This window comes from Microvirga splendida (assembly GCF_016427565.1).
Classification (GTDB): domain Bacteria; phylum Pseudomonadota; class Alphaproteobacteria; order Rhizobiales; family Beijerinckiaceae; genus Microvirga; species Microvirga splendida.
This window is the reverse complement of the sequence record NZ_JAELXT010000002.1, coordinates 313,416-339,667: the sequence shown is the minus strand read 5'-3', so window position 1 is coordinate 339,667 and position 26,252 is coordinate 313,416. Positions and strand designations below refer to the sequence as shown.

24 protein-coding genes and 1 tRNA gene are annotated in these 26,252 nt (G+C 64.3%); 15 read left to right on the top strand and 10 right to left on the bottom strand.

What is annotated here, in order from left to right:
* Position 1 precedes the first annotated feature (1 nt).
* The gene (locus tag JAO75_RS03790) at positions 2 to 889 is read right to left on the bottom strand and encodes a MurR/RpiR family transcriptional regulator (RefSeq protein ID WP_343234545.1); all 888 of its coding nucleotides are present in this window, start codon (positions 887 to 889) and stop codon (positions 2 to 4) included.
* A gap of 142 nt (positions 890 to 1,031) precedes the next feature.
* On the opposite strand from JAO75_RS03790, the gene JAO75_RS03785 reads away from it, so the two are divergent.
* From JAO75_RS03785 to JAO75_RS03765, 5 genes are all read left to right on the top strand, one after another.
* Positions 1,032 to 1,802, top strand: a complete 771-nt coding sequence (locus JAO75_RS03785; RefSeq protein WP_425523149.1) for an N-formylglutamate amidohydrolase — start codon at positions 1,032 to 1,034, stop codon at positions 1,800 to 1,802.
* A gap of 162 nt (positions 1,803 to 1,964) precedes the next feature.
* Positions 1,965 to 3,500, top strand: coding sequence for an amino acid permease (locus JAO75_RS03780; protein WP_199046789.1), 1,536 nt, complete (start codon positions 1,965 to 1,967; stop codon positions 3,498 to 3,500).
* 59 nt (positions 3,501 to 3,559) lie between these two features.
* Positions 3,560 to 4,930, top strand: coding sequence for a glutamine synthetase family protein (locus JAO75_RS03775; RefSeq protein WP_199046787.1), 1,371 nt, complete (start codon positions 3,560 to 3,562; stop codon positions 4,928 to 4,930).
* Between the two features lie 70 nt (positions 4,931 to 5,000).
* Positions 5,001 to 6,392: an aldehyde dehydrogenase family protein gene (locus JAO75_RS03770; RefSeq protein ID WP_199046785.1), complete on the top strand. Its 1,392-nt coding sequence runs from the start codon at positions 5,001 to 5,003 to the stop codon at positions 6,390 to 6,392.
* Between the two features lie 11 nt (positions 6,393 to 6,403).
* A complete protein-coding gene (locus JAO75_RS03765; protein WP_199046783.1) occupies positions 6,404 to 7,567 on the top strand; it encodes an iron-containing alcohol dehydrogenase in 1,164 nt (387 codons plus the stop codon).
* 61 nt (positions 7,568 to 7,628) lie between these two features.
* Here JAO75_RS03765 and JAO75_RS03760 read toward each other — a convergent pair whose 3' ends face one another.
* Positions 7,629 to 8,225, bottom strand: a complete 597-nt coding sequence (locus JAO75_RS03760; RefSeq protein ID WP_199046782.1) for an NADPH-dependent FMN reductase — start codon at positions 8,223 to 8,225, stop codon at positions 7,629 to 7,631.
* Between the two features lie 103 nt (positions 8,226 to 8,328).
* On the opposite strand from JAO75_RS03760, the gene JAO75_RS03755 reads away from it, so the two are divergent.
* A complete protein-coding gene (locus JAO75_RS03755; protein ID WP_199046781.1) occupies positions 8,329 to 8,730 on the top strand; it encodes a winged helix-turn-helix transcriptional regulator in 402 nt (133 codons plus the stop codon).
* 4 nt (positions 8,731 to 8,734) lie between these two features.
* Here JAO75_RS03755 and JAO75_RS03750 read toward each other — a convergent pair whose 3' ends face one another.
* Positions 8,735 to 9,394, bottom strand: coding sequence for an HAD family hydrolase (locus JAO75_RS03750; protein WP_199046780.1), 660 nt, complete (start codon positions 9,392 to 9,394; stop codon positions 8,735 to 8,737).
* Positions 9,395 to 9,570: 176 nt separating this feature from the next.
* Here JAO75_RS03750 and JAO75_RS03745 point away from each other — a divergent pair, with 176 nt between their 5' ends.
* On the top strand, positions 9,571 to 10,338 hold the full coding sequence (locus tag JAO75_RS03745; protein WP_199046779.1) for a potassium channel family protein: 768 nt from the start codon (positions 9,571 to 9,573) through the stop codon (positions 10,336 to 10,338).
* A gap of 5 nt (positions 10,339 to 10,343) precedes the next feature.
* Here JAO75_RS03745 and JAO75_RS03740 read toward each other — a convergent pair whose 3' ends face one another.
* The 4 genes from JAO75_RS03740 to JAO75_RS03725 all read right to left on the bottom strand — a co-directional run bounded on the left by JAO75_RS03740 (position 10,344) and on the right by JAO75_RS03725 (position 15,718).
* Complete coding sequence (locus JAO75_RS03740; protein WP_199046886.1) at positions 10,344 to 11,447, bottom strand: ABC transporter ATP-binding protein; 1,104 nt, start codon at positions 11,445 to 11,447, stop codon at positions 10,344 to 10,346.
* 5 nt (positions 11,448 to 11,452) lie between these two features.
* Positions 11,453 to 13,642 (bottom strand): ABC transporter permease, encoded by a 2,190-nt coding sequence (locus tag JAO75_RS03735; RefSeq protein WP_199046778.1) that lies wholly within the window; start codon positions 13,640 to 13,642, stop codon positions 11,453 to 11,455.
* A gap of 110 nt (positions 13,643 to 13,752) precedes the next feature.
* Positions 13,753 to 14,799 (bottom strand): ABC transporter substrate-binding protein, encoded by a 1,047-nt coding sequence (locus JAO75_RS03730; protein ID WP_425523146.1) that lies wholly within the window; start codon positions 14,797 to 14,799, stop codon positions 13,753 to 13,755.
* 124 nt (positions 14,800 to 14,923) lie between these two features.
* Positions 14,924 to 15,718 carry an inositol monophosphatase family protein gene (locus tag JAO75_RS03725; RefSeq protein WP_199046777.1) on the bottom strand — a complete coding sequence of 265 codons (795 nt, stop codon included), beginning with the start codon at positions 15,716 to 15,718 and terminating at the stop codon, positions 14,924 to 14,926.
* Between the two features lie 161 nt (positions 15,719 to 15,879).
* Between JAO75_RS03725 and JAO75_RS03720 the strand changes: the two genes are divergently transcribed.
* From JAO75_RS03720 to JAO75_RS03685, 8 genes are all read left to right on the top strand, one after another.
* Positions 15,880 to 16,359 carry an NUDIX hydrolase gene (locus JAO75_RS03720; protein WP_343234544.1) on the top strand — a complete coding sequence of 160 codons (480 nt, stop codon included), beginning with the start codon at positions 15,880 to 15,882 and terminating at the stop codon, positions 16,357 to 16,359.
* Between the two features lie 115 nt (positions 16,360 to 16,474).
* The gene (locus tag JAO75_RS03715) at positions 16,475 to 17,647 is read left to right on the top strand and encodes a zinc-dependent alcohol dehydrogenase (protein WP_199046773.1); all 1,173 of its coding nucleotides are present in this window, start codon (positions 16,475 to 16,477) and stop codon (positions 17,645 to 17,647) included.
* A gap of 11 nt (positions 17,648 to 17,658) precedes the next feature.
* On the top strand, positions 17,659 to 18,231 hold the full coding sequence (locus JAO75_RS03710; protein WP_199046771.1) for a cyclase dehydrase: 573 nt from the start codon (positions 17,659 to 17,661) through the stop codon (positions 18,229 to 18,231).
* Positions 18,232 to 18,237: 6 nt separating this feature from the next.
* Positions 18,238 to 18,687 (top strand): DUF488 domain-containing protein, encoded by a 450-nt coding sequence (locus tag JAO75_RS03705; RefSeq protein WP_199046769.1) that lies wholly within the window; start codon positions 18,238 to 18,240, stop codon positions 18,685 to 18,687.
* Between the two features lie 37 nt (positions 18,688 to 18,724).
* Positions 18,725 to 19,267 (top strand): MOSC domain-containing protein, encoded by a 543-nt coding sequence (locus JAO75_RS03700; RefSeq protein ID WP_199046767.1) that lies wholly within the window; start codon positions 18,725 to 18,727, stop codon positions 19,265 to 19,267.
* 306 nt (positions 19,268 to 19,573) lie between these two features.
* Positions 19,574 to 21,385, top strand: coding sequence for an ABC transporter ATP-binding protein (locus JAO75_RS03695; RefSeq protein WP_199046765.1), 1,812 nt, complete (start codon positions 19,574 to 19,576; stop codon positions 21,383 to 21,385).
* A gap of 43 nt (positions 21,386 to 21,428) precedes the next feature.
* Positions 21,429 to 21,926, top strand: coding sequence for a GAF domain-containing protein (locus JAO75_RS03690; protein ID WP_199046763.1), 498 nt, complete (start codon positions 21,429 to 21,431; stop codon positions 21,924 to 21,926).
* A 7-nt stretch (positions 21,927 to 21,933) separates the two neighbouring features.
* A complete protein-coding gene (locus tag JAO75_RS03685; protein WP_199046761.1) occupies positions 21,934 to 23,226 on the top strand; it encodes an NAD(P)/FAD-dependent oxidoreductase in 1,293 nt (430 codons plus the stop codon).
* 298 nt (positions 23,227 to 23,524) lie between these two features.
* Here JAO75_RS03685 and JAO75_RS03680 read toward each other — a convergent pair whose 3' ends face one another.
* From JAO75_RS03680 to JAO75_RS03670, 3 genes are all read right to left on the bottom strand, one after another.
* Positions 23,525 to 25,204, bottom strand: coding sequence for a M10 family metallopeptidase (locus tag JAO75_RS03680; protein WP_199046759.1), 1,680 nt, complete (start codon positions 25,202 to 25,204; stop codon positions 23,525 to 23,527).
* Positions 25,205 to 25,635: 431 nt separating this feature from the next.
* On the bottom strand, positions 25,636 to 25,905 hold the full coding sequence (locus tag JAO75_RS03675; RefSeq protein ID WP_199046758.1) for a hypothetical protein: 270 nt from the start codon (positions 25,903 to 25,905) through the stop codon (positions 25,636 to 25,638).
* A 231-nt stretch (positions 25,906 to 26,136) separates the two neighbouring features.
* A tRNA-Thr gene (locus JAO75_RS03670) sits at positions 26,137 to 26,211 on the bottom strand.
* Between the last annotated feature and the right edge of the window lie 41 nt (positions 26,212 to 26,252).

Genomic DNA, 26,252 nt, shown 5'->3' with positions numbered 1-26,252 from the left:
CTCAGGATCGCTCGTTGCGCAGCCGCTCCACCGCCTCCATGCGCGGCTTTGCGGTCTCCCACAGGCGCTTGGTCACGGCCGCCACGAGAGCCTCAGTCAGCAGCAGAAGCCCGGCCGATGAATCCCAGTTCGACGGGGCGACGATGTGAGCCGGCAGCACGTGCCGTGCGACACGAGCGATCGGGGAGAGCCAGGGATCGGTCAGGAGCACCACCGTCGCACCCTGTTTCGCGGCGGTTTCGCAGAGCGCCGTGACATCCTCCTGGTAGCGGCGGATGTCGAAGGCGACGATCACGTCCTTGCGGCCGATCTCGATCATCCGGTCGCGCCAGAGGGCGGGCTGGCCCTCGATGAAGTCCACATGGCTGCGCACGATGCGGAAATGGCTCTCCGCATAGCGCGCGAGCGCGCCCGTGAAGCGCCCGCCCGTGAAATGGATGTACCGGCGCGGATCGGACAGGAGCGCCACCACCGCGTCGAACTCGGCCGGCGCGATGTTCTCCACCGTCGCCCGCAGGTTTCCGATCACGGCTTCCGCAAAGGACGCGAGAGCCGGAGCGCCCTGGCCCTTGTCGGAGGGGCCTGCCTTGGCGAGCGGGGACAGCAGCTGCGCCTCGAGTTCTTCCCGCAGGTGCTTCTGGAAGTCCGGGAAGCCGCCGAAGCCCAGCCGGGTCACGAAGCGCAGGACCGACGGGGCCGAGATGCCGGCCCGGGAGGCGAATTCGGCCACCGTGTCGAGGCCGGCGAAGGGATAATGGCTCAGGAGCAGGTGGGCGGCGCGCTTTTCGCTGGGCGTGAAGGATTCCATGTCCAGCCGGATGCGCTCGGCGAGGCTCGGCGGGTCTGCTGGAGGGAGGCGATGGTCGTCGCCCATACCGGATTGATTCACAGCCCCTCCTTGACGCTTCCCAAAAGCTGTATCAGAAATTTCAGAACGTGAGAATTCGATAAGAAACGTATCAAGCGTTCAACCGGGGACAATTCCTGCCCAGGGCAGGTCGACGGAGAACCGCATGACGCAGGCGAGTCGGGTGACAGCCGGTCGAGCCTCTGCCGCTACGGCAGGGCAGCCGGTTGCCGCCATCGAAAACCCTCATGGGTGCTCGCCGATCCTTCTCATCTGCGAACATGCCTCCAACCATCTGCCGGCACGCTACGGCACCCTGGGGCTCGGGCCAGACGCACTCGAAAGCCACATCGCCTGGGATCCCGGCGCGCTCGGCGTGGCCAGGGAGCTTTCGCGGCTGCTCGACGCGTCGCTGATCCACGCGACCGTCTCGCGCCTCGTGCTCGACCTCAACCGCGAACCGTCCGCGCCGGATTCGATCTGGACCTTGAGCGAGCGCACCACGATTCCGGGCAACCTCGACCTCGACGCGGCGGAGCAGGCCTATCGGGTACGCGAAGTCTACGATGCCTTCCACGATGCGGTCGATGCCTTTGCCGATGCACGCCACGCGGCCGGGCAGATCGGCGCCATCGTGTCGATCCATTCCTTCACGCCCGTCTACCGGGACGTGCCGCGCCCCTGGCAGGTCGGCCTCATCTTCAACCGCGACGAGCGTTATGCCCGCCATGTGGAGGCCGGTCTCCGGCAGGATCCGGCGCTCACCGTCGGCATGAACGAACCCTATTCGCCAGCGGACCGGGTGTTCCACACCCTGGAGCGCCACGCCGAGAGGCGTGGCCTGCCGCCGCTGATGATCGAAATCCGCAACGACCTGATCCGCACACAAGACGGACAGGCGTCGTGGGCCAATCGTCTGGCGCCGCTTTTGAGGGAGGGGGCACGGACGCTCTAGCGCATCGCGTGGACCTCCGGTTCCGCACGATGCGCCGCTTGAGAAGGGGCATCGGATAGGTCCCAAAAGTGGAATCCACTTTTGGGTCCGATGCTCTGATCATGGGCATGGCGCATGACGTGCCGTGACCCGAGAGGCAGACTATTCTTGGAGGAAGAGTCGATGTCAGTCGGACAAGGAAACCCTGGGGTTCACGCCCCGCCGGCCGGTGTGCAGAATGCCGCCGGCGTCACCTACACCACGGTGGATCAAAACTACTTCGAGGCCCGGCGCCTCAAGCGTCACGCACGCGTCTGGTCGCTCTGGGCGCTCGGCGTCGGCGCGGTGATCTCGGGCCATTACTCGGGCTGGAATCTCGGCCTTGCCAACGGCTTCGGGGCGATGTTCTTCGCCACGATCATCATCGCCATCATGTATCTGGGCCTCACCTTCTCGCTCGCCGAGATGTCGCCGGCCCTGCCGCATACGGGCGGCGCCTATTCCTTCGCCCGCACGTCCATGGGGCCGTGGGCTGGCTACGTCACGGGCATCGCCGAGAACATCGAGTTCGTGCTCACGCCTGCGGTGATCGTGTTCTTCATCAGCTCGTATCTGTCGGCCATCTTCGAGACGGCGCCGGCCTTCCAGCCCGTCTACTGGGTGCTGTGCTACGCGCTGTTCGTCGGCCTCAACATCATCGGCGTCGAGCTCTCGTTCAAGGTCACGGTGGGGGTCACGGTGGCCGCACTTGCTGTGCTGGGCTTCTTCTACGTCTCGGTGCTGTTCTCAGGCCAGTTCGACTTCTCGCGCTGGGCCCTGAACATCGGCCCCGACGGCGCTGAGCTGCCGAACGGCGGCGGGCCGTTCCTGCCCATGGGCATCGGCAGCATTCTGGCCTCTCTGCCCTTCGCGGTGTGGCTGTTCCTCGCTATCGAGCAACTGCCGCTCGCGGCGGAGGAGTCGCACGATCCGCAGCGCGATATGCCCAAAGGCATCATCGCAGGCATCCTGACGCTGATTGCCTCCGCTTTCCTCGTGCTCTTCCTGAACACGGGCATTGCGCCGGGCGCAGCAGGGTTGGGTAAGTCCGGAGAGCCGCTGCTCGACGGGTTCCGCACCCTCTTCGGCACGGACATCGCGAAGATCCTCGCGGCCATTGCGGTCATCGGGCTCATTGCCTCGTTCCACACCATCATCTTCGCCTTCGGCCGGCAGATCTACTCGCTCTCGCGGGCAGGCTACTTTCCGAGCGCGTTGTCGGTGACCCATGGCGAGCGCAAGACCCCTTACGTTGCGCTGATCGCTGGGGCGATCCTGGGTCTCCTGGTGATGCTGATCATCTGGTTCTCGCTCGGCGCGGATTCAGGCGGAGCCCTGATCGGCGGCACGCTGCTGAACATGGCGGTGGCGGGCGCAATGCTGGCCTACTTCATGCAAGGCATGTCCTATGTCGTGCTTAAAAAGAAGTTCCCGAACCTGCATCGCCCCTACAAGAGCCCGTTCGGCGTTGCGGGTGCGGTCATCTGCATGGTGATCGCTGCGGTGACGCTCTACTTCCAGCTCACCGACTCGGTCTTCCGCACCGCCGTCATCGGCGTCGTGGTCTACTACGCGGTGATGATGGCCTACTTCCTGCTCGTCGGGCGGCACAAGCTCATCCTCTCCCCGGAGGAGGAGTTCGCGCTTACCAAGGGCGAGAGCGAGTACAAGTCCTACTAACCCTTCGGGAGCGCGTAAGCGCGCGCTCCCTTTCTCCTATTGCGGTCAAGGTTTTTCGTATGGACGCTCCCAAGATCAAGAACGCCGCCGATGCCATGGAATACGTGCGCAGCCGCGATCTTCCCTTCGTGAAGATCGGCCTCACGGACGTGGACGGCATCATGCGCGGCAAGTACATGGCCCGCGACAAGTTCGAGTCCGCGCTCGAGAAAGGCTTCGGCTTCTGCGACGTGGTGCTGGGCTGGGACTCCAACGATCAGCTCTACGACAACACCACGCTGACCGGCTGGCACACGGCCTATCCCGATGCGACGGCGCGCGTGATCCCCGAATCCATGCGGCTCGTGCCCTTCGAGAACGACCTTCCGTTCTTTCTGGCGGAGTTCGAGGGCTATGCGGAGGCGGCCTGTCCGCGCGGCGTGCTCCGCCGCGTGCTCAGAAAAGCCGAGGACATGGGCTTTGCGGTCTCGGCCGCGGCCGAGTTCGAGTTCTTCCTGTTCGAGGAAACCCCGCATTCCGTGCGGGAGAAGAACTACCGCGACCTCAAGAACATCACGCCGGGCTTCTTCGGCTATTCGGTGCTGCGCTCCGGCGTGCATGCGGATTTCTACCACGAACTGCTCGATCTGGCGAAGCAGATGGATTTCGAGATCGAGGGCTTGCACACGGAGACCGGCCCCGGCGTGCTCGAGGCGGCGATCCGCGTCGACGACGCCTTGCGCGCGGCCGACAAGGCGGCGCTCTTCAAGACCTACACCAAGATCCTGGCCCAGCACCGCGGCTGGATGGCGACCTTCATGGCCAAGTGGTCGCGCGACTGGCCAGGCCAGTCCGGCCACCTGCATGCGTCCCTGCAGGATCTCAAGACCGGCAAGGGCGCGTTCTACGACCCGAACGGCAAACACGGCATGTCGGAGACCATGCGCTGGTTCGTGGGCGGCCAGCAGAAGCTGATGCCCGAGATCCTGGCCATGGTGGCCTGCACGGTGAACAGCTACACGCGGCTGATCCCCGGCTTCTGGGCGCCCACCGACTCCGCCTGGGGGGTGGAGAACCGCACCACGGCTTTGCGCGTGATTCCAGGCTCCGAGAAGTCGCAGCGGGTCGAGTACCGGGTCGCGGCCGCCGACATCAATCCCTACATCGCGCTCGCGGCCGCCATCGGCTCAGGGCTATGGGGCATCGAGAACCGGGTCGATCCGGGCGAGCCGGTCCAGGGCAACGCTTATGCGGTCGAGCACCCGAAGGAGCGGGCCCTGCCGCGCTCCCTCGGCGAGGCGGCCGAGCGTCTCAAGGGCTCACAGGCCGCGCGCCAGCTCTTCGGCGACACCTTCGTGGACCATTATGCTGCAACCCGCGAATGGGAGGAGCGCGAGGCGCGCAAGGCTATCACCGATTGGCAGCTCGCCCGTTACTTCGAGATCATCTAAAAGCTTTTCGAGACTCAAGCACAGGAGAAGACCATGGCCTGCCAGGTCATGGTCTTTGAGGCATCACATCATGGCCGATACCGATATCGTCTGCATTTCCCCCATCGACGGGCGCGAGCTCGTCCGCCGTCCCATCATGACCGAGGCCGCCATCGATGCGGCGATCACCTCCGCCCGCGAGGCGCAAAAGGCGTGGCGCAGCACCACTATCGCGGAGCGCGCGAGCAAGGTCTCGGCCTTCCTCGATGCGCTGCTCGCCATGAACCAGGAGGTGGTGCCCGAGATCGCTCAGCAGATGGGCCGGCCCGTGCGCTATGGCGGCGAGTTCCGCGGCGTCGAGGAACGGGCGCGCTATATGATCGGCATCGCCGAGAAGAGCCTGCAGCCGATTCCGGCCGATGACGAGAAGGCGGGCTTCCGCCGCATGATCAAACGCGAGCCCGTGGGCCTCGTGCTCGTCATCGCCCCGTGGAACTACCCGTATCTGACAGCCATCAACACCATCGTGCCGGCGCTCATGGCTGGCAACGCGGTGCTCTTGAAGCATGCATCCCAGACGGTGCTGGCGGGCGAGCGCTTCCAGATGGCCATGGACCGGGCTGGCATGCCGAAAGGCCTGTTCCAGAACCTGCATCTCTCCCACGACCAGACGAGCCGAATTCTGAGCAACGGTCTGGTCGACCACTGCAACTTCACCGGCTCCGTCTCCGGCGGGCGCTCCATCGAGCGCGCGGCGGCGGGCTCCTTCACCTCGCTCGGCCTTGAGCTCGGCGGCAAGGACCCGGCCTATGTGCGCGAGGACGCCAATCTCGACCATGCCATCGAGAACCTGGTGGACGGCGCCTTCTTCAATTCGGGCCAGTGCTGCTGCGGCATCGAGCGCATTTACGTGCACGAGAAGCATTACGACCGCTTCGTCGAAGGCGCGGTCGATCTCGTGAACAAGTACGTGCTCGGCAACCCGCTGGAGGAGGCGACGACGCTCGGCCCCATGGCGCACAAGCGCTTCGCAGACCTCGTGCGCAGGCAGAATGCGGAGGCGGTGGCGAAGGGCGCGACAGCGCACATCGACACGAAGCGCTTTGCCGCGGATGCCGGCGACACCGCCTATCTCGCCCCGCAGGTGCTGACGAACGTGGATCACTCCATGAGCGTCATGCGCGAGGAGAGCTTCGGCCCCACGGTCGGCATCATGAAGGTGAAGGGCGACGAGGAGGCGACCCGCCTTATGAACGACTCGCCTTATGGTCTCTCGGCCGCCATCTGGACATCCGACGTGGATGCGGCGGAAGCCATCGGCGAGAAGCTCGAGACCGGCACTGTGTTCATGAACCGCTGCGACTATCTCGATCCTGCGCTCGCCTGGACGGGCGTGAAGGACACAGGCCGCGGCGCAAGCCTGTCGCGGCTGGCCTACGAGTCGCTCACCCGTCCGAAATCCTACCACCTCCGCCAGATCTGATTGAAAGCATCATGACCATGTCTCCCCGTTCCAACTGGAGCTATCCCACCGCGATCCGTTTCGGCGCAGGCCGCATCTCCGAACTGGCCGAGGCCTGCAAGTCGGTGGGCATGCAGGCGCCGCTCATCGTCACGGACCCGTTCCTCGCCACGCAACCGATGACGAAGGCGGCGCTCGATCAGCTGACCTCCGCCGGCCTGAAGGCTGCGATCTTCTCGGACATCAAGCCGAACCCGGTCGAGACCAACGTCTACAAAGGCCTGGAGGCCCTCAAGGCCGGTAAGCACGACGGTGTCGTGGCCTTCGGCGGCGGCTCGGCGCTCGATGCCGGCAAGGTCATCGCCTTCATGGCGGGTCAGACCCGGCCCATGTGGGACTTCGAGGATGTCGGCGATTGGTGGACCCGCGCGGACCCCAAGGGCATCCAGCCGATCATCGCTGTGCCGACGACCGCCGGCACGGGCTCGGAAGTGGGCCGCGCCGGCGTGATCACCCAGGAGGCGACGCACACCAAGAAAGTGATCTTCCACCCGCTGATGATGCCGAAGATCGTGATCTGCGATCCGGAGCTGACGGTCGGCATGCCGCCCCACATCACGGCCGGCACGGGGCTCGACGCGCTCGCGCATTGCCTCGAAGCCTATTGCGCGCCGGGCTATCACCCTCTTGCCGACGGCATTGCGGTGGAGGGCATCCGCCTCGTGAAGGAATACCTGCCGCGCGCCTACAAGGACGGCAAGGACATCGAGGCCCGCGCGCAGCTGATGTCGGCGGCCGCCATGGGTGCCACCGCGTTCCAGAAGGGGCTCGGCGCCATCCATGCGCTCTCGCATCCGACCGGCGCGCTCTACGACACGCATCACGGCCTGACCAACGCGGTCTTCATGCCCTACGTGCTGGTCTATAACCGCAAGGCGATCGAAGAGCGGATCACGCGGCTTGCCGCCTATATCGGCCTCGAGCCCTCGTTCCAAGCCTTCCTCGACTGGGTGCTGCAGCTGCGCAAGGATCTCGGCGTGCCGCACACGCTGGAAGGATTGAAGGTTGACAGCGCCCGTTTCGACGAGATGTCCGAGATGGCGCCCAACGATCCCACCGCCGGGGGCAATCCGGTGCCGATCACCAAGGAGAGCGCCCGCAAGCTCTTCGAGGATGCGCTGGCCGGACGGGTCTGATCCAACTGATCAAACGAGAAAGGCACCGCTGATAACCTCAGCGGTGCCTTTGCTTTGTGTCTCAGGCAGCGGCCTTCAGGGGAGATTTGCGCTCAGCCCGCAGGGACTTGAGGGCTTCCGTCCAGCGGAGGAGCTCGTCCAGCATCGTCGCGGCTGACGTCCTGTAGATGTCGAGGGGCTTGAGCTTGCCGTTCTCGTCCAGGTTCTGGAACACCATCGGCATTGGCACGCCTTCCGGGATCGGCATCATCTTGAGGGTGGTAACGATCTGCTTCGCCACCTGCACCGAGCGCAGGCCGCCCGAGATGCCGCCATAGCTCACGAAACCGGCGGGCGCATAGTTCCATTCGCGCGACAGGTAGTTCAAGGCGTTCACCAGCGCCGGCGGCGGAGCGTAGTTGTACTCGGGCGTCACGAACACGAAGGCGTCGGCTGCGGATACGCTCTCGGCCCATGCCTTGGTGTGGGCATGGTGGTAGCTTTGCTTCATCGGGTGCTCGGGCTCGTCGAAGAGCGGCAGGTTGAATTCCGCGAGGTCGACCAGCACCGGTTCGAACTTGCCATGCTCGGCCACGTACTCGCTGAACCACTGGGCGACGCTCGGGCCGACCCGGCCGGGGCGCGTGCTGGCGATGATGATGTGAAGCTTGGGCTTCATGGGACGTCCTTCATTTGCATTCGGGGGCGGGAGCAATTAAGTTCCCTTTTGTTACCGAGGCTCATTAAGTAACTTCCGCAGCCTTTCGCAAGGAGGCACTTTCATGTCACCCAGTCACATCCATGTGCCCACCGATTGCCGGACCGTGACGGAGATCCTGTCCCGGGTGGGTGACAAGTGGAGCGTCCAGGTGGTGGTCCAGATGGGCGAAGGGCCTAAGAGATTCAACGAGTTGCGCCGGGCCGTGACGGGAATCTCCCAGCGGATGCTGACCCTGACCTTGCGCGGATTGGAGCGCGACGGGCTCGTCACGCGCACCGTCTACCCGACCATTCCGCCCCGGGTGGATTACCAGCTCACAGGGCTGGGTTGCTCCCTGCTCAAGACTGTCCGTGGTTTGGGCGATTGGGCAATCGAGCATCGGGACGAGATCTTGACGGCCCGGCGGCGCTTCGATGCCTCGGGCGACGAGGAGCTTGATCGGGAGCGGCCCGACGCGGCTTGACCGCTCAAGCGGCGATCCTGCTCTCGAGAACCTCCCAGAGCGCGCGGTCGCGGAAGGTCTCGATAGTCCGGTCGGCGCCAACCTTGGTGAGCTCTGCGGCGCTCAAGCCCGTCAGGACCCCATAGGAGAACAGCCCCGCGGCCTTGGCAGCCTTCATGCCGGAAGGGGAGTCCTCGAAGGCGATGGCCTCTTCCGCCCGGATGCCGAGCCGCTCCACAGCCGTCAGGTAGGGCAGGGGATCGGGCTTGCCGCGCTCGACCTGGTCGATGGTGATCTTGACCTCGAAGCGGTCGGCGATGCCCAGAATTTCAAGGATGTGGGTCGCGTTCAGAAGCGGGGCGTTGGTCACGAGAGCGATCCTGATGCCGCGGGCCTCGGCCCAGTCGAACAGCTCGAGAAGGCCCTCCAGAGGCTTGAGTTCGAGCGCCAGGCGCCGGAAGGCGGCCTCCTTGCGCTCGGCATAGGCCTCGTGTTCCTTGACGGGCAGGTGAGGCAGGAGGGTGGAAAAGATCGACTCGTTCGTATGGCCGATGATCGCGGTGCGATACAGATGCTCGTCGATCACGATGCCCTCAGGGCCCAGGGTCTGCGCGAACGCCTCCATATGCACCGGGTCGCTGTGCACCAGGGTGCCGTCCATGTCGAAGATCAAGGCTTTGAGCATCACGTCGTCTCTCGAGCGTATTTGGGTGAGGCCAGGGAATAAACCCCTTCGCGCCGAAAGGCACCCCGTTGGAAATGCAACCCTGCTCTATAGATATTCGGGGAGCTGATAAACTGTTCCGAGCGTCATCCCACCCATGAATTCAGGTCTTTCCCACCCACGGACGAGGTCTTCAGATGCACCTGAGGGATAAGCTCAGGGCGCTTTACGAGGGCGACAGCCCGGAAGCCCACCGTTTCCGGTATGCACTGCTCGTCTTCGATGTCACGACCATCGTCTTCATCATCGTCTCCTCCTTCCTGCCTCAGTCCTCCCTGGTCGAAGTCATCGACGTCGTCGTCGGCTTGGTCGTGCTGGCCGACTTCTCGGCGCGACTGGCGATCAGTTCGAGCCCCTGGAGGGACCTGCTGCGCCCGACCACCTTGGCCGATGTGGCTGCAATCGTGTCGTTTCTGGCTCCCATCGTCGGCGAGGGCATCGGGTTCCTGCGCATCCTGCGGACGGTGCGGCTCCTGCGAACCTATCAGCTTCTCGTGCGCCTGCGCGCCGACAGCGTGCTCTTTCGCCGGAACGAGGAGCTGATCATCGCGTCGGTCAATCTCGGCGTCTTCATCTTCATCATGACCGGCTTCGTCTACCAGACGCAGCATTGGAGCAACGACAAGATCAACAACTACGTGGATGCGCTCTACTTCACGATGGCGGCGCTCACCACCACCGGCTTCGGCGACATCACGCTGACAGGAACTGTGGGCCACCTGATCTCGGTGGTGATCATGATCTTCGGGGTGACGCTCTTCCTGCGTCTGGTGCAGGTCCTGCTGAGGCCGAACAAGGTGCGCTACCCGTGCCCCGTCTGCGGATTGCAGCGCCACGACAGGGATGCCATTCATTGCAAGGCGTGCGGCACGATCCTCAACATTCCCGACGAGGGCGCCGTCTGAGCGCCTCAGGCGCCCGGAATGACCGCGACGCCACGCTGGGTGGTGAAGGAAATCGACACCGGAGTGCCGGGTGCAATCGGCTCCTTGCGCCCGTGCTGCACCACGAAGAGATTCCCGATCGGGCTTTCCACGTCGTACTCCACCTGCGTGCCGAGATAGGACGCCTTGCGCACCGTGCCGGCCAGCGCTCCCGTCTGCACGGCCTCGTCGAGCAGAATGGCATCCGGCCGGGCTGCCAGCTTCACGGGTCCCTGGCCGGCACCCCTGTGGGGAAGCTGGAGGCTCATGCCGCCGATCCTCACCTGCGCCGTCTGCCCTTCGATCCCCGCGATGTCTCCCGCGATGATGTTGGCATCGCCGATGAAGTCGGCGACGAACAGGTTCGCCGGTTCCTCGTAGAGCTCGCGCGGCGAACCGGTCTGGGCGATGCGGGCATTCGACATGACGATGATATGGTCGGAGACGGCGAGCGCCTCCTCCTGGTCGTGCGTCACGTAGGCCACGGTGAGGTTGAGGTTCTGCTGTAGCTCGCGGATATCCTCGCGCACGCGGCGGCGCAGCTTGGCGTCGAGGTTGGAGAGGGGCTCGTCGAAGAGCAGGACCTGCGGCTCCAGCACCAGGGCCCTGGCCACCGCCACGCGCTGCTGCTGCCCGCCGGAAAGCTCGGACGGCGCGCGCTTCTCAAGGCCCTTCAGGCCGATGATCTCCAGCTTCTCCATGGCCATGGCATAGGCGTCCTTTTTCGGGACGCCCTGCACGGTCGGGCCATAGGCCACGTTCTCGATCACCGACATATGCGGGAAGAGCGCGTAGGACTGGAACACCATGCTCACGTCCCGGTCGGCGGCGGAGAGGTTCGTCACGTCACGCTCGCCGATCAGGATCTGCCCTTCGCTCGCCATCTCGAGTCCGGCGATCATGCGCAAGGTCGTGGTCTTGCCGCAGCCCGAGGGGCCGAGCAGGGTGACGAGCTGGCCCGGCGCAATGGTGAAGGACACGCTGTCTACGGCCGTGACGTTGCCGTAGCGCTTCGTCACGTTGCGAAACTCGACGGAGGCCGCCTGCTTCCTGGATGCCGCGGGCTGCGAGAGGGAATGGACGGAAGACATTGTGTTCATGGAACCGCCTGCACGGTAACGGGGGAGGGGGCGGCGCTTGCGGAACGGCGCCCGAGGCGGCGCTCGCCGACAACGAGCTGGATCGCCACAATGGCAAGCAGCATGACGAGGATGAGCGCGGTGGAATAGGCAATGGCGAGGCCGAACTCGCCGGCCTCGACGCGGCCCACGATATAGGTGGTCGCCATGTTGTACTCGGCGGTGACGAGGAAGATCACGGCGCTCACGGCCGTCATGGCGCGCACGAAGGAATAGACCAGCGAGGCGACGATGGCCGGCCGCAGCAGCGGCAGCACCACGCGGCGCATGGTGGTGGCCGAGCGCGCGCCGAGCGTGAGGGAGGCCTCGTCAAGGCTCTTGTCGATCTGGCTCAAGGTGGCGATGCCGGAGCGCACGCCCACGGGCATGTTGCGGAACACGAAGCACATGACGAGGATGAAACCCGTTCCGGTGATCTCGATCGGCGGCACGTTGAAGGCGAGGATGTAGGACACGCCCACAACGGTGCCGGGAATGGCGAAGCTGAGCAGCGTGCCGAACTCGAAGGAGCGCTGACCGGAGAAGCGCTGACGGGTGAGGAGATAGGCCGTGAGCAGGCCGATGGCAGCGGTGAGCGGCGCCGACAAAGCCGCCACCTTCACGGTGGCGAAGAACGAGTCCCATGCTGAGCCCGAGAAGTAGAGGCCCCAATCGGCACGCTCGACCCGGAAGGCGGTGAGGAAGTGGTCCAGGGTCGGCGTGTAGTCGCGGCCCATGGAGCGCACGAAGGCGCCCACGACGATGATGGCGTAGACGGCAAGCGTGAAGACCGCCCACGGGATCGCCGTGAAATAGGAGGCGAGCGCGACCCGCCGGGGCAGCGGCAGCGGAATGCCCGCATCGCCCTTGCCCGTTACCGTGGTGTAGACCTTCTTGCCGAGCCAGGCATGCTGCATCCAGAAAGCGCCGAGCGTGAAGGCGAGCAGGATGATGGCGAGCACGGCGGCGCGGCCTTGATCCTGCTGCGCGCCCACCACCGCGAAGAAGATCTTGGTGGAGAGAACCTCGTAATTGCCGCCGAGCACCAGCGGATTGCCGAAATCGGCGAGGCTCTCCACGAAGCCGAGCAGGAACGCATTGGCGAGGCCTGGGCGCATGAGCGGCAGGGTCACGGTCCAGAAGGTCGTCCAGCTCTTGGCGCGCAGGGTCTGGGAGGCTTCCTCCAGGGTTGGGCTGATGCCCTGCACCACACCGATAAGGACCAGGAAAGCGATGGGCGTGAACGCCAGGAGCTGCGCGATGAACACGCCGGGAAGACCGTAGATCCAGCGCGAGCGCGGAACGCCGAACCATTCCCACAGAACGTTCGACAGGGCGCCCGAGCGGCCGAAGAGCAGGATCAGGGCAAGGCCGATCACGAAGGGCGGCGTGATGATGGGCAGCACGCTCATAACGCGCAGGAGCTTCTTGTAGCGGAACTCGGTGCGGGTCGCGATGAGCGCAAAGGCGAGGCCCAGGGCCGTGGTGCCGAAGGCCACGAGCAGGCCGAGGAACAGGGTGTTCCAGGCCACGCCGCAGCGCAGGTCGCTCGTCAGGCAGTCGAGGCCCCAGATCGACCTGTCCATGAACTTGGCCGCGAACTCTGACGGCGCGAAGTTGCCGCTGTTGTCGGCGAAGGCGCTCGCCAGGATCGTGGAGACCGGGAAGAAGACGAAGACGATGATGAGCGCGACGACTGCGCCGATGGACGAGGTGATGAAGGCATCGCCGCGGCACCAGCCGCGCGCCGCAAGGCCATGGCAGAGAATGATGAGGAACGAGGCCGAGGTGAGGGTCGCGCCATAGCCGATGCCGGACTGGCTCGGACCCGGTTCGCCGAACAGGTCTCTCAGGATGTCGGCCGTCCAGCCGTTGAGGCCGATGGTGAAGCCCTGGAGAACGATGAGGGCGAGACCCAGAAGCCCCGATGCAATGAGCCAGGTGCCCTTCTGCCGGGGCGATGGCCGGACGACAGGAACCAGCGCCATGCCGAGCGGCATGAGGATCGGCAGAAGCCACCAGGCGCCGCGAAGACCCTGGACGAGCGCCGACCCGCTGACGAAGTAATCGGCGATGGTGGGGGAGGCGGATCTGTCGAAACCATACCAGGGCAGCAGGACAAAGCCGACCCAGCTCAGAACGATCCAGCCAAGGGTTGCCCGCGTCATCTGTGTTTTCCCGCCTCACGGCCGGTGCGAAGACCGGCCGGCCCGTCGATCAAGTTCGAATCCTCTTCGGCGAGACGGCTTACGTCTCGCCGAAGACATTACAGGCCGGACTATTTCGGCAGGTTCTTCACCTCGTTGTCCCACTTGGACAGGAGGCGCTTGCGCTCGGCCGAGGAGCCGTACTTCGCGAAGTCGAAGTTGATGAGCTTGATGTCGCTGAGCTTGGGAGCCTGCGGCGGAACCGGCGTGTTCTTGTTCGACGGCACCTGATAGGACTTGGCCTCGGCGCCGAGCTTCTGAGCGTCGGCCGTCAGCGCCCAATCGTAGAACTTCTTGGCGTTGTCCATGTTCTTGGCGCCCTTGATGATCGACATGGAGCCGATCTCGTAGCCCGTGCCCTCACAGGGAGCGACGACCTTCACCGGCGCCTTGTCGACCACCATCGTCACCATGTCGTGCAAGAAGGTGATGCCGGCCGTCGTCTCGCCCAAAGCCGTCGCTTTTGCGGGAGCGGCGCCCGACTTGGTGTACTGGTTGACGTTCTTGTGCAGGGCCTTGAGATATTCGAAGCCCTTCTCCTCACCCATGATCTGGACGATCGTGGCGAGAAGCGTGTAGGCCGTGCCGGAGGAATTCGGGTCGGCCACCTGCACCTCGTCCTTCAGCTCCGGCTTGAGCAGGTCGGCCCAGCATTTCAGCTCGCCGATATTGTTGGATTTGGCGAGTTCGGTGTTGTAGCCGAAGCCGAGCGCGCCCGAGTAGATGCCGACCGTGCGCTCCTTGGACTGCTCCCACTGGCGTACGGCCCAGTCCTGAAGCTCGCTCATCTTCGGCGACTTGTACGCTTCCGTCAGACCTTCCTCGGCGGCCTGCATGTGCGGGTCGCCGGTGCCGCCCCACCAGATGTCGGCGCGGGGGTTCTGCGACTCCGCCTTGACCTGTGCATAGATCTCGCCGGAGCTCTTGCGGGTCATGGAAACCTTGATCCCGGTCTCGCGCTCGAATGCGGTGGTCATGGCGCGGCACCATTCCTCCTGCACGGCGCAATACATGACGAGCTCGCCCTGGGCCTGCGCCGCTCCGGCGGACATGAAGGACATGGCCGTCATGGCGCCTGCCAGCATGGTTGCCGCAGCAAAAGTCTTCTTGGGTTGCATATCTTTCCTCCCGGCTTAACGGTCTTATCGTTTTTGGTTGGCCGGCTAAGCTCCCTCCATTGTGACGTCGGGTCAAGAGCCTTGCCGGTCGTTCAATTGTGAATCTTTAGAACTACATGCTGGCTCACGGGTCTTTGGAGATCCCAGTGGCGGCCATGAGAGCCGCGGCAAGTTCCGGGGTGCAGGCCAGGACGGGATTGCCTTTGCGAAGCCCGTCCTTGGCCAGGAAATCGTTGGTCCAGCCGCCGGCTTCCTCAATGATCAGAAGGCCGGCCAGGGCATCCCAGGAATTGATGTGGAGCTCGCAATAGGCGTCGATGCGCCCGTCCGCAACGTAGGCTAGGCCCAGCGTGCCCGATCCGGCGCGCCGCACATTGGCGCCACCGGTCTTCAGCTTGTCGACGACGGCGATGTAGGGCTCGGGCGGCAGGCGCGGCGACCAGCCGGCCTCCACGGTCGCCTGGTTCATGTCGGCCAGCCCGCTGACCCGGATCGGCTCGCCGTTGAGGATGGCGCCTCGCCCGCGCTGGGCGGTGTAGAGTTCCGCATGCATCACGTCGTAGATCACCCCGATCTCCACGCGGCCATCGCGCACGAACGCGATGGAGATGGCGAAATGCGGGATGCCGCGGGCGAAGTTCGCCGTGCCGTCGATGGGGTCCACCACCCAGACATCGCGCTCGAACGAGCCGCCGCCCTCCTCGCCGAAGAAGGAATCCTCCGGAAACAGGACGCTCAAGCGGGTGCGGATCAACTCCTCCACCTCCGCGTCCGTGGCGGTGAGGAAGTCTTGGGGCCCCTTGAAGTCGGGCCTCTGGGAGCGCGGACGCTCCAGGAACCGCTTGCGCGCCAGCACGCCCGCCTCCCGGGCGATGGCGCAGGCGGCGGCAAACCTCATGTCCAGATCGTTGGTCGTCATCGGGGCAGCGTGTCCTTCTGGATCAAAAGCGGGGCCATACTTGTTATGAACCCGTCACCGAAACCGGAGAGGGTGGAGAATCGTATGAGGGCGGAAGCGGCGATGCCACCATATCTTGTCGAATACCTTCTTTATTAGCCGGCTCAAATCAACTACGTTACATGTTTGCACCACAGGAATCCTACTCTCGTCGAATGCCCCAGGACTCAAAAGCAAGATTAAGCCAGGTCGCAGCCCTTCCCTTCCGCGTACGCGAAGGAAGGGTCGAGGTGCTTCTCGTCACGTCACGGGAGACCAAGCGCTGGCTGATCCCCAAGGGCTGGCCCATGAAGGGCAAGAAGCCTCACAAGGCAGCGGCGCAGGAGGCCGAGGAGGAGGCGGGCGTCAAGGGCGAGATCGAGAACAAGCCCCTTGGCTCATACGATTACTGGAAGCGCCGGGCCGCGCATTTCGACCTGTGCCGGGTCAATGTCTATCCGCTCGAGGTGTCGAAGCAGCTCAAATCCTGGCGTGAGAAGGGCCAGCGTCAGGCGCAATGGTTCGCCGTGGAGGATGCGGCCCATCAGGTGCTGGAGCCGGCGCTCGCCGATCTGATCCGGAGCCTGCCCGAACACCTCTATCCCATGGCCCGGACGGGGTAGGCAGCAGTTTTTACGGCGCCCAAGGGAACGCAAAGCTCTTCAAGAAGTCTTTCCTGTGACGAAGGCGGTCGAGCGGTGAGGCTTGGCCATTTTCCAGACAGTGAGGGAGACGTCGATGAAGGCGCTTGTTTGGCATGGCACCACCGATATCCGCTGCGATTCGGTTCCCGATCCTCAGATCGAGCATCCGCGTGACGCGATCATCAAGGTGACGAGCTGCGCCATCTGCGGCTCGGACCTCCACCTCTACGACCACTTCATGCCGGGCATGAAGTCCGGCGATATCATGGGCCACGAGTCCATGGGCGAGGTGGTCGAGGTCGGCTCGGAGTCCAAGGGCAAGCTCAAGGTCGGCGACCGGGTGGTGATCCCCTTCACGATCATCTGCGGCGAGTGCGACCAGTGCAAGCGCGGCAACTTCTCGGTCTGCGAGCGGACGAACCGCAACGGCCACATCGCCGCCAAGGCGTTCGGCCACACCACGGCGGGTCTCTTCGGCTACACGCATCTGACCGGCGGCTACCCGGGCGGGCAGGCCGAGTATCTGCGCGTTCCCTTCGCGGACACCACCCACATCAAGGTGCCGGACGGCATCTCCGACGAGAAGCTCCTGTTCCTCAGCGACATCTTCCCCACCGGCTGGCAGGCCGCGGTGCAGTGCGACATCGAGCCGACCGACACGGTGGCGATCTGGGGCGCGGGCCCCGTCGGCCAGATGGCGATCCGCAGCGCCATCCTGCTCGGCGCCAAGCAGGTCGTCGCCATCGACCGGGTTCCCGAGCGCCTCGACATGGCGCGGGCGGGCGGCGCGATCACGATCAACTTCGACGAGGAGAGCGTGATCGAGCGCCTCAACGAACTCACCAATGGCAAGGGGCCGGAAAAGTGCATCGATGCCGTCGGCATGGAGTCGCATGCCACCGCGACCATCGATGCCATGTACGACCGGGTCAAGCAGGCGACCATGATGGAGACCGACCGTCCGCACGTCCTGCGCGAGATGGCCTATGTCTGCCGCCCGGCCGGAACGCTCTCGGTCCCCGGCGTCTATGGCGGCCTTCTCGACAAGATCCCGTTCGGTGCGATCATGAACAAGGGCCTCACCATCAGGACCGGCCAGACGCACGTGAACCGCTGGACCGACGATCTCCTGCGCCGCATCGAGGAAGGTCAGATCGACCCGTCCTTCGTCATCACGCACACGGTGGGGCTCGATCAGGGGCCCGATATGTACAAGATCTTCCGCGACAAGCAGGACGGCTGCATCAAGGTCGTTCTCAAACCCTGACAGGTGAGATCATGCGCTACGAAACCGAAAGAACGCGCCGTCGTGGTCATGCCGACACGGCCACCGACACCCTGGCCCGCGGCCTCGGGATCTTCTCCATTGCTCTCGGCATCGCCGAGGTTGTGGCACCGCGCGCCCTGGCGCGGGCGCTCGGCATGAGAGGGCAGGAGGGGCTGATCGCCGGCTATGGCGTGCGCGAGATCGCCACCGGCATCGGCATTCTTGCCTCCAAGGACCCGACGCCGTGGATCTGGGGCCGTGTGGCGGGCGATGGGCTCGATCTGGCGACGCTGGCGACGGCGCTTGAGAGCAACAATCCGAAGAGGGGCAATGTCGGCATCGCCATGGCGGCGGTGGCCGGCGTCACGGCCCTCGACGTCTACTGCGCCCAGACGCTGAGCAGCGAGAGCCCGCATCCGCTGCCGATGCAGGATTACTCCGACCGCACCGGCTATCCCCGCGGCATCGGGCAGAGCCGCGGTGCGGCAAAGGACTTCGAGGTGCCGCGGGACTTCCGCACGCCCGAGGCCATGCGGCCCTACACCCAGCCGCAGGCGCCGCAGCGGCCGATGCCGTCCATGTAAGTCTGCATGGCAAGGCCGCAGGTTTTCACCATCGGATATGAGGGAGCGGACGTGGACCGCTTCCTCGCCACCTTGAAGGATGCAGGCGTCGCGACCCTCGCCGACGTGCGCGCGGTCGCGCTCTCCCGCAAGCGCGGGTTCTCGAAATCGGCGCTGCGCGATGCTCTGGCCCATCGGGACATCGGCTATCAGCACTTCATCAGGCTCGGAACGCCGAAGGAGGGCCGCCAGGCGGCCCGCGCCGGCGACGGCGATCTCATGCGCCGCATCTATTGCGACGAAGTTCTCGCGACCGACCCGGCACAGGAGGCTTTCCGTGACCTGGAGGCGCTGGCAGAGACCCAGCCGATCTGCCTCCTCTGTTTCGAGCGCGATCCTGCCAACTGCCATCGTACGGTGCTGGCGCAGCGCCTCGCCGAGAGGGGCTTCGAGACGGTGGATCTGACGGTTCTCTGACGCTACAAGAACGCCAGCGCAGGGAAGGCGGGGGATCATGAACGCAGTCGTCACGGCCGTGAGCCGCAGCTCCAGCCACAGCTTCAGCAAGCCGAACCGGGATTCCATTCGCCTGCTGGCGGGGTTGGGAATCGAGGGCGATGCCCATCTCGGCACCACGGTCAAGCACCGCTCGCGGGTCGCGAAGGATCCCACTCAGCCGAACCTGCGGCAGGTTCACCTCATTCATGAGGAACTCTTCGACGAACTGGAGGCCAAGGGCTTTGCCGTGTCCGCCGGCGACATGGGCGAGAACGTTACCACGCGCGGCATCGACCTGCTCGGCCTTCCCGCCGGTGCGCGCCTGCTCCTTGGCGAGAACGCCGTCGTCGAGGTCACGGGATTGCGCAACCCTTGCGTCCAGATCGACCGTTTCCAGAAGGGCCTCATGAAGGCGGTGCTGGACAAGGATGCTCAGGGCAATCTCATCCGCAAATCCGGGATCATGGGCGTCGTGATCGAAGGCGGCGATGTCAGGCCCGGCGATGCCGTCCGGGTGCAACTGCCGCCCGAACCGCACCGGCCGCTCGACGTCGTGTAAATCCGTCGACGAGCGATGAAACAAATGTGCGGTTGCCAAGTTGAACGAACTGCACTACTTTGTACCTAGGTTTCAATTCCAGAGAGGGAGGACTGCATGGCTTTTGTGTGCTTGCTGAACGTTCCTCCCGCGTCCCGCCCACAATCCTAGGCTGGACCAGGCGGGGCTCCAAGGCCCGGCAAACCTTATCAAGTTTTCCCTATCCATGACGATCGAGCGACGTCGAACGCGGTGAGCCGCCGTTCCTGCCGCCGCTCCTCAAAATTCCGGGAGCGGTGCGCGCTCAAGTGCCACCTGTTCGTTGCCATGAATCAGCCGAAGAACCGCGGGGACGCCACCCGCGATGTCCTGAGATTCACATTCCGCCACTGGCGCGAGGAACCTCGCTACGTGGCGCTCATCGTCGCGACCATGATGATCTCGACGCTTGCCGACGTGTTCATGCCGGTTTTCGCCGGCAGGCTCGTCGACGCGATCGCGGTGGGCGGCGACAACCGCGAGGCCGCCCTGCATGCGGCTCTCACGGCGTTCGCATTCATGACCGGGCTCGGCCTGCTCATGATCGTCATGCGCCACCTTGCGTTCTACGGCATCGTGGAGTTGACCCTGCGCGTTATGGGTCGCGTGGCGCAGGATGCCTTCGCGCGCGTGCAGCGCTTCTCGACCGACTGGCACGCCAATTCCTTCGCCGGCTCGACCGTGCGTAAGATCACGCGCGGCATGTGGGCGCTCGACCTGATGCACGATACGCTTCTGCTGGCGCTCCTGCCGTCGCTCACGGTGCTGGCGGGCTCGATGATCGTGCTCGGCTTGCGCTGGCCGGTGATGGGTCTCGTCATCGGCGTGAGCGCCTTAGCCTATATCGTCATGACGGCTCTGCTCTCGACCCGCTATGTGGCGCCCGCGGCGCGGCTGGCGAATGCCTGGGACACGCGCGTCGGCGGCACGCTGGCGGACGCCCTGAGCTGCAACCCGGTGGTCAAGGCCTTCGGCGCCGAGGCGCGGGAGGATGCGCGCCTCACCTGGGTGCTGAACAAGTGGCAGAAGCGTACGAGCCGCCTCTGGCAGCGCGGCACCAATAGCGGAACGCTGCAGTTCATCGCGCTGCTCTGCATCCGCGTGGCGATCATCGGCACGGCGATCTGGCTGTGGTGGGACAACCGCGCCACGCCGGGCGATCTCGCCTATGTGCTCACCACTTATTTCGTGATCCATGGCTACCTGCGCGACGTCGGCATGCACATCAACAACCTGCGCCGCTCGGTGAACGACATGGAAGAACTCATCGACATTCACCGGGAGCGCGTCGGCGTGCCTGATCGTCCCGGTGCAAAGCCCATCCGCATCGGGCGCGGGGAAGTGGCGTTCGATCGCGTCACGTTCCACTATGCCGGGCACGAGACGCCCCTCTACCGCAACCTGTCGCTGACGGTCCAGGCGGGCGAGCGCGTCGGCCTCGTGGGTCCCTCGGGCTCGGGCAAGACGACCCTCGTCAAGCTGATCCAGCGGCTTTACGACGTCACGGGCGGCGAGATCCGCATCGACGGGCAGAACATTGCCGAGTCGCAGCAGGCCTCCCTGCGTTCGCAGATCGCCATCGTGCAGCAGGAGCCGATCCTGTTCCACCGGACGCTCGCCGAGAACATCGCCTATGCGCGGCCCGGAGCCCGCATGGCGGAGATCGAGCGCGCGGCGCAGCTCGCCAATGCGCACGACTTCATCCTGAACCTGCCGAAGGGCTATTCCACGCTCGTGGGCGAGCGCGGCGTGAAGCTCTCGGGCGGCGAGCGCCAGCGCGTGGCCATCGCCCGCGCGTTCCTCGCGGACGCACCCATTCTGATCCTGGACGAGGCGACCTCCGCCCTCGACTCGGAATCGGAGGTGCTGATCCAGCAGGCCATGGAGCGGCTCATGGTGGGGCGGACCTCCATCGTGATCGCTCACCGGCTCTCGACGGTGCGCGCCCTCGACCGCATCCTCGTCTTCGACAAGGGGCGGATCGTGGAGGAGGGGGATCACCACAGCCTCTACCGCAAGGGCGGCCTCTATCGCCGCCTCTGCGACCATCAGGGGCTGGATTTCGCAAGAGACCCACGGCCCGATATAGCGGCGGAATAGGACGATCTGGACAAGGGATCCTCAGGCTCATAAGGAAAACCGCATGTTCGAAGTCAAAGACATCCCCATCTCCGACAACAAGCGGGACTTCTACGCCTCGCTGGCGCAGCAGCTCACCGGTCTTCTGGAGGGCGAGCGGGACATGATCGCCAATGCGGCCAACATGTCGGCGCTGATATTCCAGTTCCTGCCCGACCTGAACTGGGCCGGGTTCTACTTCATGCGAGGGGGAGAGCTCGTGCTCGGCCCCTTCCAGGGCAAGACGGCCTGCGTGCGCATCGCGGTCGGGCGCGGCGTCTGCGGCACGGCGGTGGAGCGCAAGGAATCCATCGTGGTGCCGGACGTCCATGCCTTCCCGGGCCACATCGCCTGCGACAGCGCCTCCCGGTCGGAACTCGTCGTTCCGCTGATCAAGGACGGACGGGTTCTCGGCGTGCTCGATCTCGACAGCCCCAATCCGAACCGCTTCGACGAGGAGGATCGCGAAGGCTGCGAAGGGCTCGTGCGGATCTTCCTCCAGGCCTCCGAGATGACACTCTAGTCGTCGCATGGCGCCGTCCGCCTATATCGACACCTATTACAGCCGGACCGTCGCCACGTCCGAGACCTATCCGGCTGCGACCGGCCGGATCGAAGCGGATGTCTGCATCGTCGGCGGCGGGCTCGCTGGCCTGACGGCGGCGCTGAAGCTCGCCCGCAACGGACGCAAGGTGGTGCTGCTCGAAGCGCAGCGCGTGGCCTGGGGCGCCTCGGGGCGCAACGGCGGCTTCGTCTCGGCGGGCTACGCGACGGGGCTGTCATCGATCCAGCGGCGGGTCGGCAAAGATCAGGCGAGGGAATTATTCCGCCTGTCGATGGAGGGCGTCGAGATCGTCCGCCGCACCATCGATGAACTCGCTATCGCGGATGCAAGGCTCGTCCCCGGCATCGCGAAGGCATTGCGCTACGACTCGCGCGGCGCCTTGCAGGCCTCGTGCGAGAGCCAGCAGGGCGAATTCGGGTTGAAGCTGCGTTATCTTCCCCGCGATAAGGTGAGAAGCCTCTTCGTCTCGTCGAAGTACCACGAGGCGATCCTCGACGAGGGCGCGTTCCACTTCCATCCGCTGAACTACGGGCGGGCCCTGGCTCGTGAAGCGGTCCGCCTGGGCGCCGCGATCCATGAGCACTCTCCGGTGACCTCCGCCGACCTAGAGGGCGCGCGCAAGGTCGTGCGCACGAAGGATGCGGAAGTCAGAGCCGAGCATGTGGTCTTCGCCACGGGCGGCTACACCGGCGCCGTGCTGCCTGCGCTGAAGCGCGCCTTCCTGCCGGTCGCCACCTACGTGCTGCTGACGGAGCGGGCACCGGATCTGGTGCAGAGCGCCATCCGCACGCGCGCCGCGATCCTCGACGATCGACGGGCAGGGGATTACTACCGCGTCGTCGAGGATGGCAGCCGCATCCTTTGGGGCGGACGCATCACCACGCGCACGACCGATCCGCGGGATATCGCGGCCCTGCTGCGGCGCGAGATGGTGAGCACCTATCCGCAGCTCGCGAGCCTGAAGGTCGAGATCGCCTGGTCGGGCCTCATGGCCTATGCCCGGCACCTCATGCCTCAGATCGGGCAGTTCGCCCCGGGTGTCTGGTACTGCACGGCTTTCGGCGGTCATGGCATGAACACCACCGCCATCGGCGGCACAGTGATTGCGGAGGGGATTACGGGCGAGAGCGACCGCTACCGCCTCTTCTCGCCCTTCGGTCTGGCATGGAATGGCGGCGTCTTCGGCCGCGCTGCGGTTCAGCTCACCTACTGGAGCTATCAGGCCGCCGACGCGGCCAGGGAGTTCCGCTCCCGGTGAAGCGGCAGCAAGGCTGCGTCACATCTTGGCCGCGGAGGCGACGATCCAAAGACAGCTGATGCTGAACGCGAGCCCGATCAGGTTCATCAGATGGGCCAATGCGTCATTGGCAGGATGGCGTTTTCCCGGGCGATCCATCGTGCTTCCCCAAGAGCCGAAAGTTGTTTCAGCCGGGATAATGCCTAAGCTTAGGGCTTGTCCAGATGGTTAACGCGGAGTTTCTGTGCATGTGGGCTCAGCCTATCGGCTGAGCCCTGCGGCGATCATCGGAAAAGACGTGATATCGTGTACCGAAACGTCAGAGGTAGAAGTCGCCCTTGGACATCGACGCAAGCCCGGCGAGATGAATGCCGAAATCGGCGACCTTGTCCCCGTTCGTGTCGCACGCGGCAACACCGTCGGCGAAACGCAGTTCTCCGGCCTTGCCGTGGAAGGCGTTCTTTCCGATGAAGACGAATGCCTGATCGCCTGAGACCTTCGTATTGGCATCGATGGCCCGCAGATCGATGCGGTCGGAGCCGCGACGGAAATCCGTGATGGTATCGGCCGACGACATCCGTGAGTGAGACGAGGAAGAGAAGACGAAGATGTCCGCTCCGCTTCCACTGGTCAGCAGGTCCTTCCCGGATTCTCCGTAGATCTTGTCGTTGCCTGCACCGCCATCCAGAACGTCGTTGCCGCCTCGTCCGTACAGCTTGTCGCTCCCGGAGCCGCCGCTGATCCTGTTGGCCGATCCGTTGCCGCGAAGGGTGTCGCTGTAGGAACTGCCGATAAGACACTCAATGCTGGAATACGAATCGCCGGCTGCATCGCCGCGATTGCTGCTTCTCGTCAGCAGGTCCGCCACAACGCCTGATTTCGCGGTGCTGTAGCTGGCCGTATCCGTTCCAGATCCCCCGCTCAGCACGTCCTTGCCGCTGCCGCCGACCAGCACATCGTTGCCGCTCAAGCCATAGAGCTTATCGTTGCCGGCATTGCCGCGCAGGGTGTTGCCGATGGCATTGCCTTTCATGGTGTCGTTCGCGGAACCGCCATAGGCATTCTCGATGAGGGAGCGCGTATCGCCCTGATGCAGAAGTGCGTTGGCGATGTTGCCGGCGGCGATCTTGGATCCATCCCAGTGGAGTTTGGCCCGCTGCTCCTGCGCGGTGATGCTCCACGCGCCGGGCTGAAGATTGATTGTCAGAGCCGTCGTGTATTTGGTGAAGCTGTACGTGTCCGTGCCGCCGCCGTCCCAGACGGTGAGGAAGATCTGGTTGCCGCCCGGTGCGCCCTGGCCGACGCCGTTGACGGACATCTCGCCGGTGGTCGGGCTCCAGGAGTAGGTCGTGTTTCCGCCGTTCGTCTGGTAGTTGGCGCCGTAGATATGCTGAAGAGCGGCGATGTCGTACATCATCAGGGACTGCGCATAGCCCCAGGTCTCGTTCATGTAGCCCGTGCTGGTCGAAGCCCCGGAATACGACCGGTAGCTCATGACCGTGTATTCCATGCTGTCACGGTCGAGGGGCATGTTGCCCTCGTGGGAATGCTCGAGCCCGAGGGCGTGCCCGATCTCATGCACGATGGTGAGATAGGCGTAGTTGCCCTTGGCGGGGCTCGCATAGTTCCGGCTCGAGTTGTTGACCCAGACATCGCCGCCGGTCGCATCCGTCGTCGGGAAGTAGGCCCATGCGGTTCCCGGGACATCCGATTGTGCGAAGCGCAGATCGGCCGACGATGCGCTCGCTCCGGTGGCTTCCTGGAATGTCAGATTGCTCACCGATGAGAACAGCTTCAAGGCCGACCGTGTGATGGCCTGCTGCGTGTTGGTGAAGGAACCGAAACCCTTGGCTGTCTCGCCGTCTCCATAGCGCGCGCCATAAGCGCCGGCAGCGGTGGGGAAGCTATATGTCAAGTCACTCGGCACCCATTTGGTGTTGCCGAGGATGGGGTCAATATAAGGATTTCCGGTGGAACTATAAGTTTCGACAGCAGGCATTTTCAATAAACTTCAAGAATAGATTGAGAGATGCGATGTCTCGCGCGTGAGCTGGCGCCGAGCGCAAGTCGAGCTACTCTGCGAAGGATGATTAAGCTTCGGCGAGAGCATGCGATTGCTGCGCCGCGCTAAGCAGGGCGAACGCTACAGTAAATCGACGTGTGCGACCATGATTTGCCCCGTAGCGAGATCTTTAGTTTTCATTGTCTCGCTTAAGAAGATAACGCTGGGGAAGTTATTAAAAGATTAACCAAAGGACTAAAAGCCGATTTGTTGACATTCTGCCTTTTCAGACAATGTGCCGCACGGCTGTCCTCTGCAGCCTGGGCAGTAAAACGCGCGCAATCAGAGCGTCAGACGATGGCAGCGCTTGATTCAAAAGGCACCGTCGGACGGTCCTCTCTCGACGCTCGCCTGAGCCATGGGGCTCGTTAGGACGGCAACCCCTCTCTCTGCTGTGCAGACACTTGAGCTTCCGGGTTCGCCACCATGCGGATCCGAGGCTGAAGAGCCTGGATGGTGCCTCTGACGCGTTCGGCATCGCTCGTGCCGGTTCGGGTCGCAATCGCCTCCTGGGCCAGGAGGCGGATATCCTCAAGCCGCCACTCCTCGCTCAGCCACGATCTTCCGACGATTTTCAGGATTTTTTCAAGCGTCGCATATGGGTCTGCGACCTCAGGCACGATGGCCGAGTTCTTCATGGTTTAGCCCCTTGTCCAAGCCGGAGGTTCTCCTCCGGTCATGTTCTTCAGGAGGGCTTCGTCTCGATGGCAAAACCTCTCCCGATGTAGGAATATTGCAAGGTTTCGTTAGGAAACACAACTGCGCCTTTGGTCACGACGCGTGGACGCAGCCTCGCACGGGAGGCGCATGCATCCGGGAGAACGGGAAGAAGCCCGGGGCGCCTTAGAACTCTTGAGTCGAGGCGGGGCTGGTGCTGCCAGAGAGGATCGAACTCTCGACCTCTCCCTTACCAAGGGAGTGCTCTACCACTGAGCTACGGCAGCGCGCCAACGGGGAGGGCCGCTTACTGCCACAGGGCTGCCCT

Bases quoted from the DNA above. Each gene is read 5' to 3' on its own strand.
- JAO75_RS03775 (WP_199046787.1), top strand. From the start codon at position 3,560: ATGGACGCTCCCAAGATCAAGAACGCCGCCGATGCCATGGAATACGTG.
- JAO75_RS03770 (WP_199046785.1), top strand. From the start codon at position 5,001: ATGGCCGATACCGATATCGTCTGCATTTCCCCCATCGACGGGCGCGAG.
- JAO75_RS03725 (WP_199046777.1), bottom strand. From the start codon at position 15,718: ATGACGACCAACGATCTGGACATGAGGTTTGCCGCCGCCTGCGCCATC.
- JAO75_RS03720 (WP_343234544.1), top strand. From the start codon at position 15,880: ATGTTTGCACCACAGGAATCCTACTCTCGTCGAATGCCCCAGGACTCA.
- JAO75_RS03750 (WP_199046780.1), bottom strand. From the start codon at position 9,394: ATGCTCAAAGCCTTGATCTTCGACATGGACGGCACCCTGGTGCACAGC.
- JAO75_RS03760 (WP_199046782.1), bottom strand. From the start codon at position 8,225: ATGAAGCCCAAGCTTCACATCATCATCGCCAGCACGCGCCCCGGCCGG.
- JAO75_RS03735 (WP_199046778.1), bottom strand. From the start codon at position 13,642: ATGACGCGGGCAACCCTTGGCTGGATCGTTCTGAGCTGGGTCGGCTTT.
- JAO75_RS03710 (WP_199046771.1), top strand. From the start codon at position 17,659: ATGCGCTACGAAACCGAAAGAACGCGCCGTCGTGGTCATGCCGACACG.
- JAO75_RS03680 (WP_199046759.1), bottom strand. From the start codon at position 25,204: ATGCCTGCTGTCGAAACTTATAGTTCCACCGGAAATCCTTATATTGAC.
- JAO75_RS03715 (WP_199046773.1), top strand. From the start codon at position 16,475: ATGAAGGCGCTTGTTTGGCATGGCACCACCGATATCCGCTGCGATTCG.
- JAO75_RS03730 (WP_425523146.1), bottom strand. From the start codon at position 14,799: ATGCAACCCAAGAAGACTTTTGCTGCGGCAACCATGCTGGCAGGCGCC.
- JAO75_RS03740 (WP_199046886.1), bottom strand. From the start codon at position 11,447: ATGTCTTCCGTCCATTCCCTCTCGCAGCCCGCGGCATCCAGGAAGCAG.
- JAO75_RS03675 (WP_199046758.1), bottom strand. From the start codon at position 25,905: ATGAAGAACTCGGCCATCGTGCCTGAGGTCGCAGACCCATATGCGACG.
- JAO75_RS03700 (WP_199046767.1), top strand. From the start codon at position 18,725: ATGAACGCAGTCGTCACGGCCGTGAGCCGCAGCTCCAGCCACAGCTTC.
- JAO75_RS03690 (WP_199046763.1), top strand. From the start codon at position 21,429: ATGTTCGAAGTCAAAGACATCCCCATCTCCGACAACAAGCGGGACTTC.
- JAO75_RS03780 (WP_199046789.1), top strand. From the start codon at position 1,965: ATGTCAGTCGGACAAGGAAACCCTGGGGTTCACGCCCCGCCGGCCGGT.
- JAO75_RS03755 (WP_199046781.1), top strand. From the start codon at position 8,329: ATGTCACCCAGTCACATCCATGTGCCCACCGATTGCCGGACCGTGACG.
- JAO75_RS03745 (WP_199046779.1), top strand. From the start codon at position 9,571: ATGCACCTGAGGGATAAGCTCAGGGCGCTTTACGAGGGCGACAGCCCG.
- JAO75_RS03685 (WP_199046761.1), top strand. From the start codon at position 21,934: ATGGCGCCGTCCGCCTATATCGACACCTATTACAGCCGGACCGTCGCC.
- JAO75_RS03765 (WP_199046783.1), top strand. From the start codon at position 6,404: ATGACCATGTCTCCCCGTTCCAACTGGAGCTATCCCACCGCGATCCGT.
- JAO75_RS03705 (WP_199046769.1), top strand. From the start codon at position 18,238: ATGGCAAGGCCGCAGGTTTTCACCATCGGATATGAGGGAGCGGACGTG.
- JAO75_RS03695 (WP_199046765.1), top strand. From the start codon at position 19,574: ATGAATCAGCCGAAGAACCGCGGGGACGCCACCCGCGATGTCCTGAGA.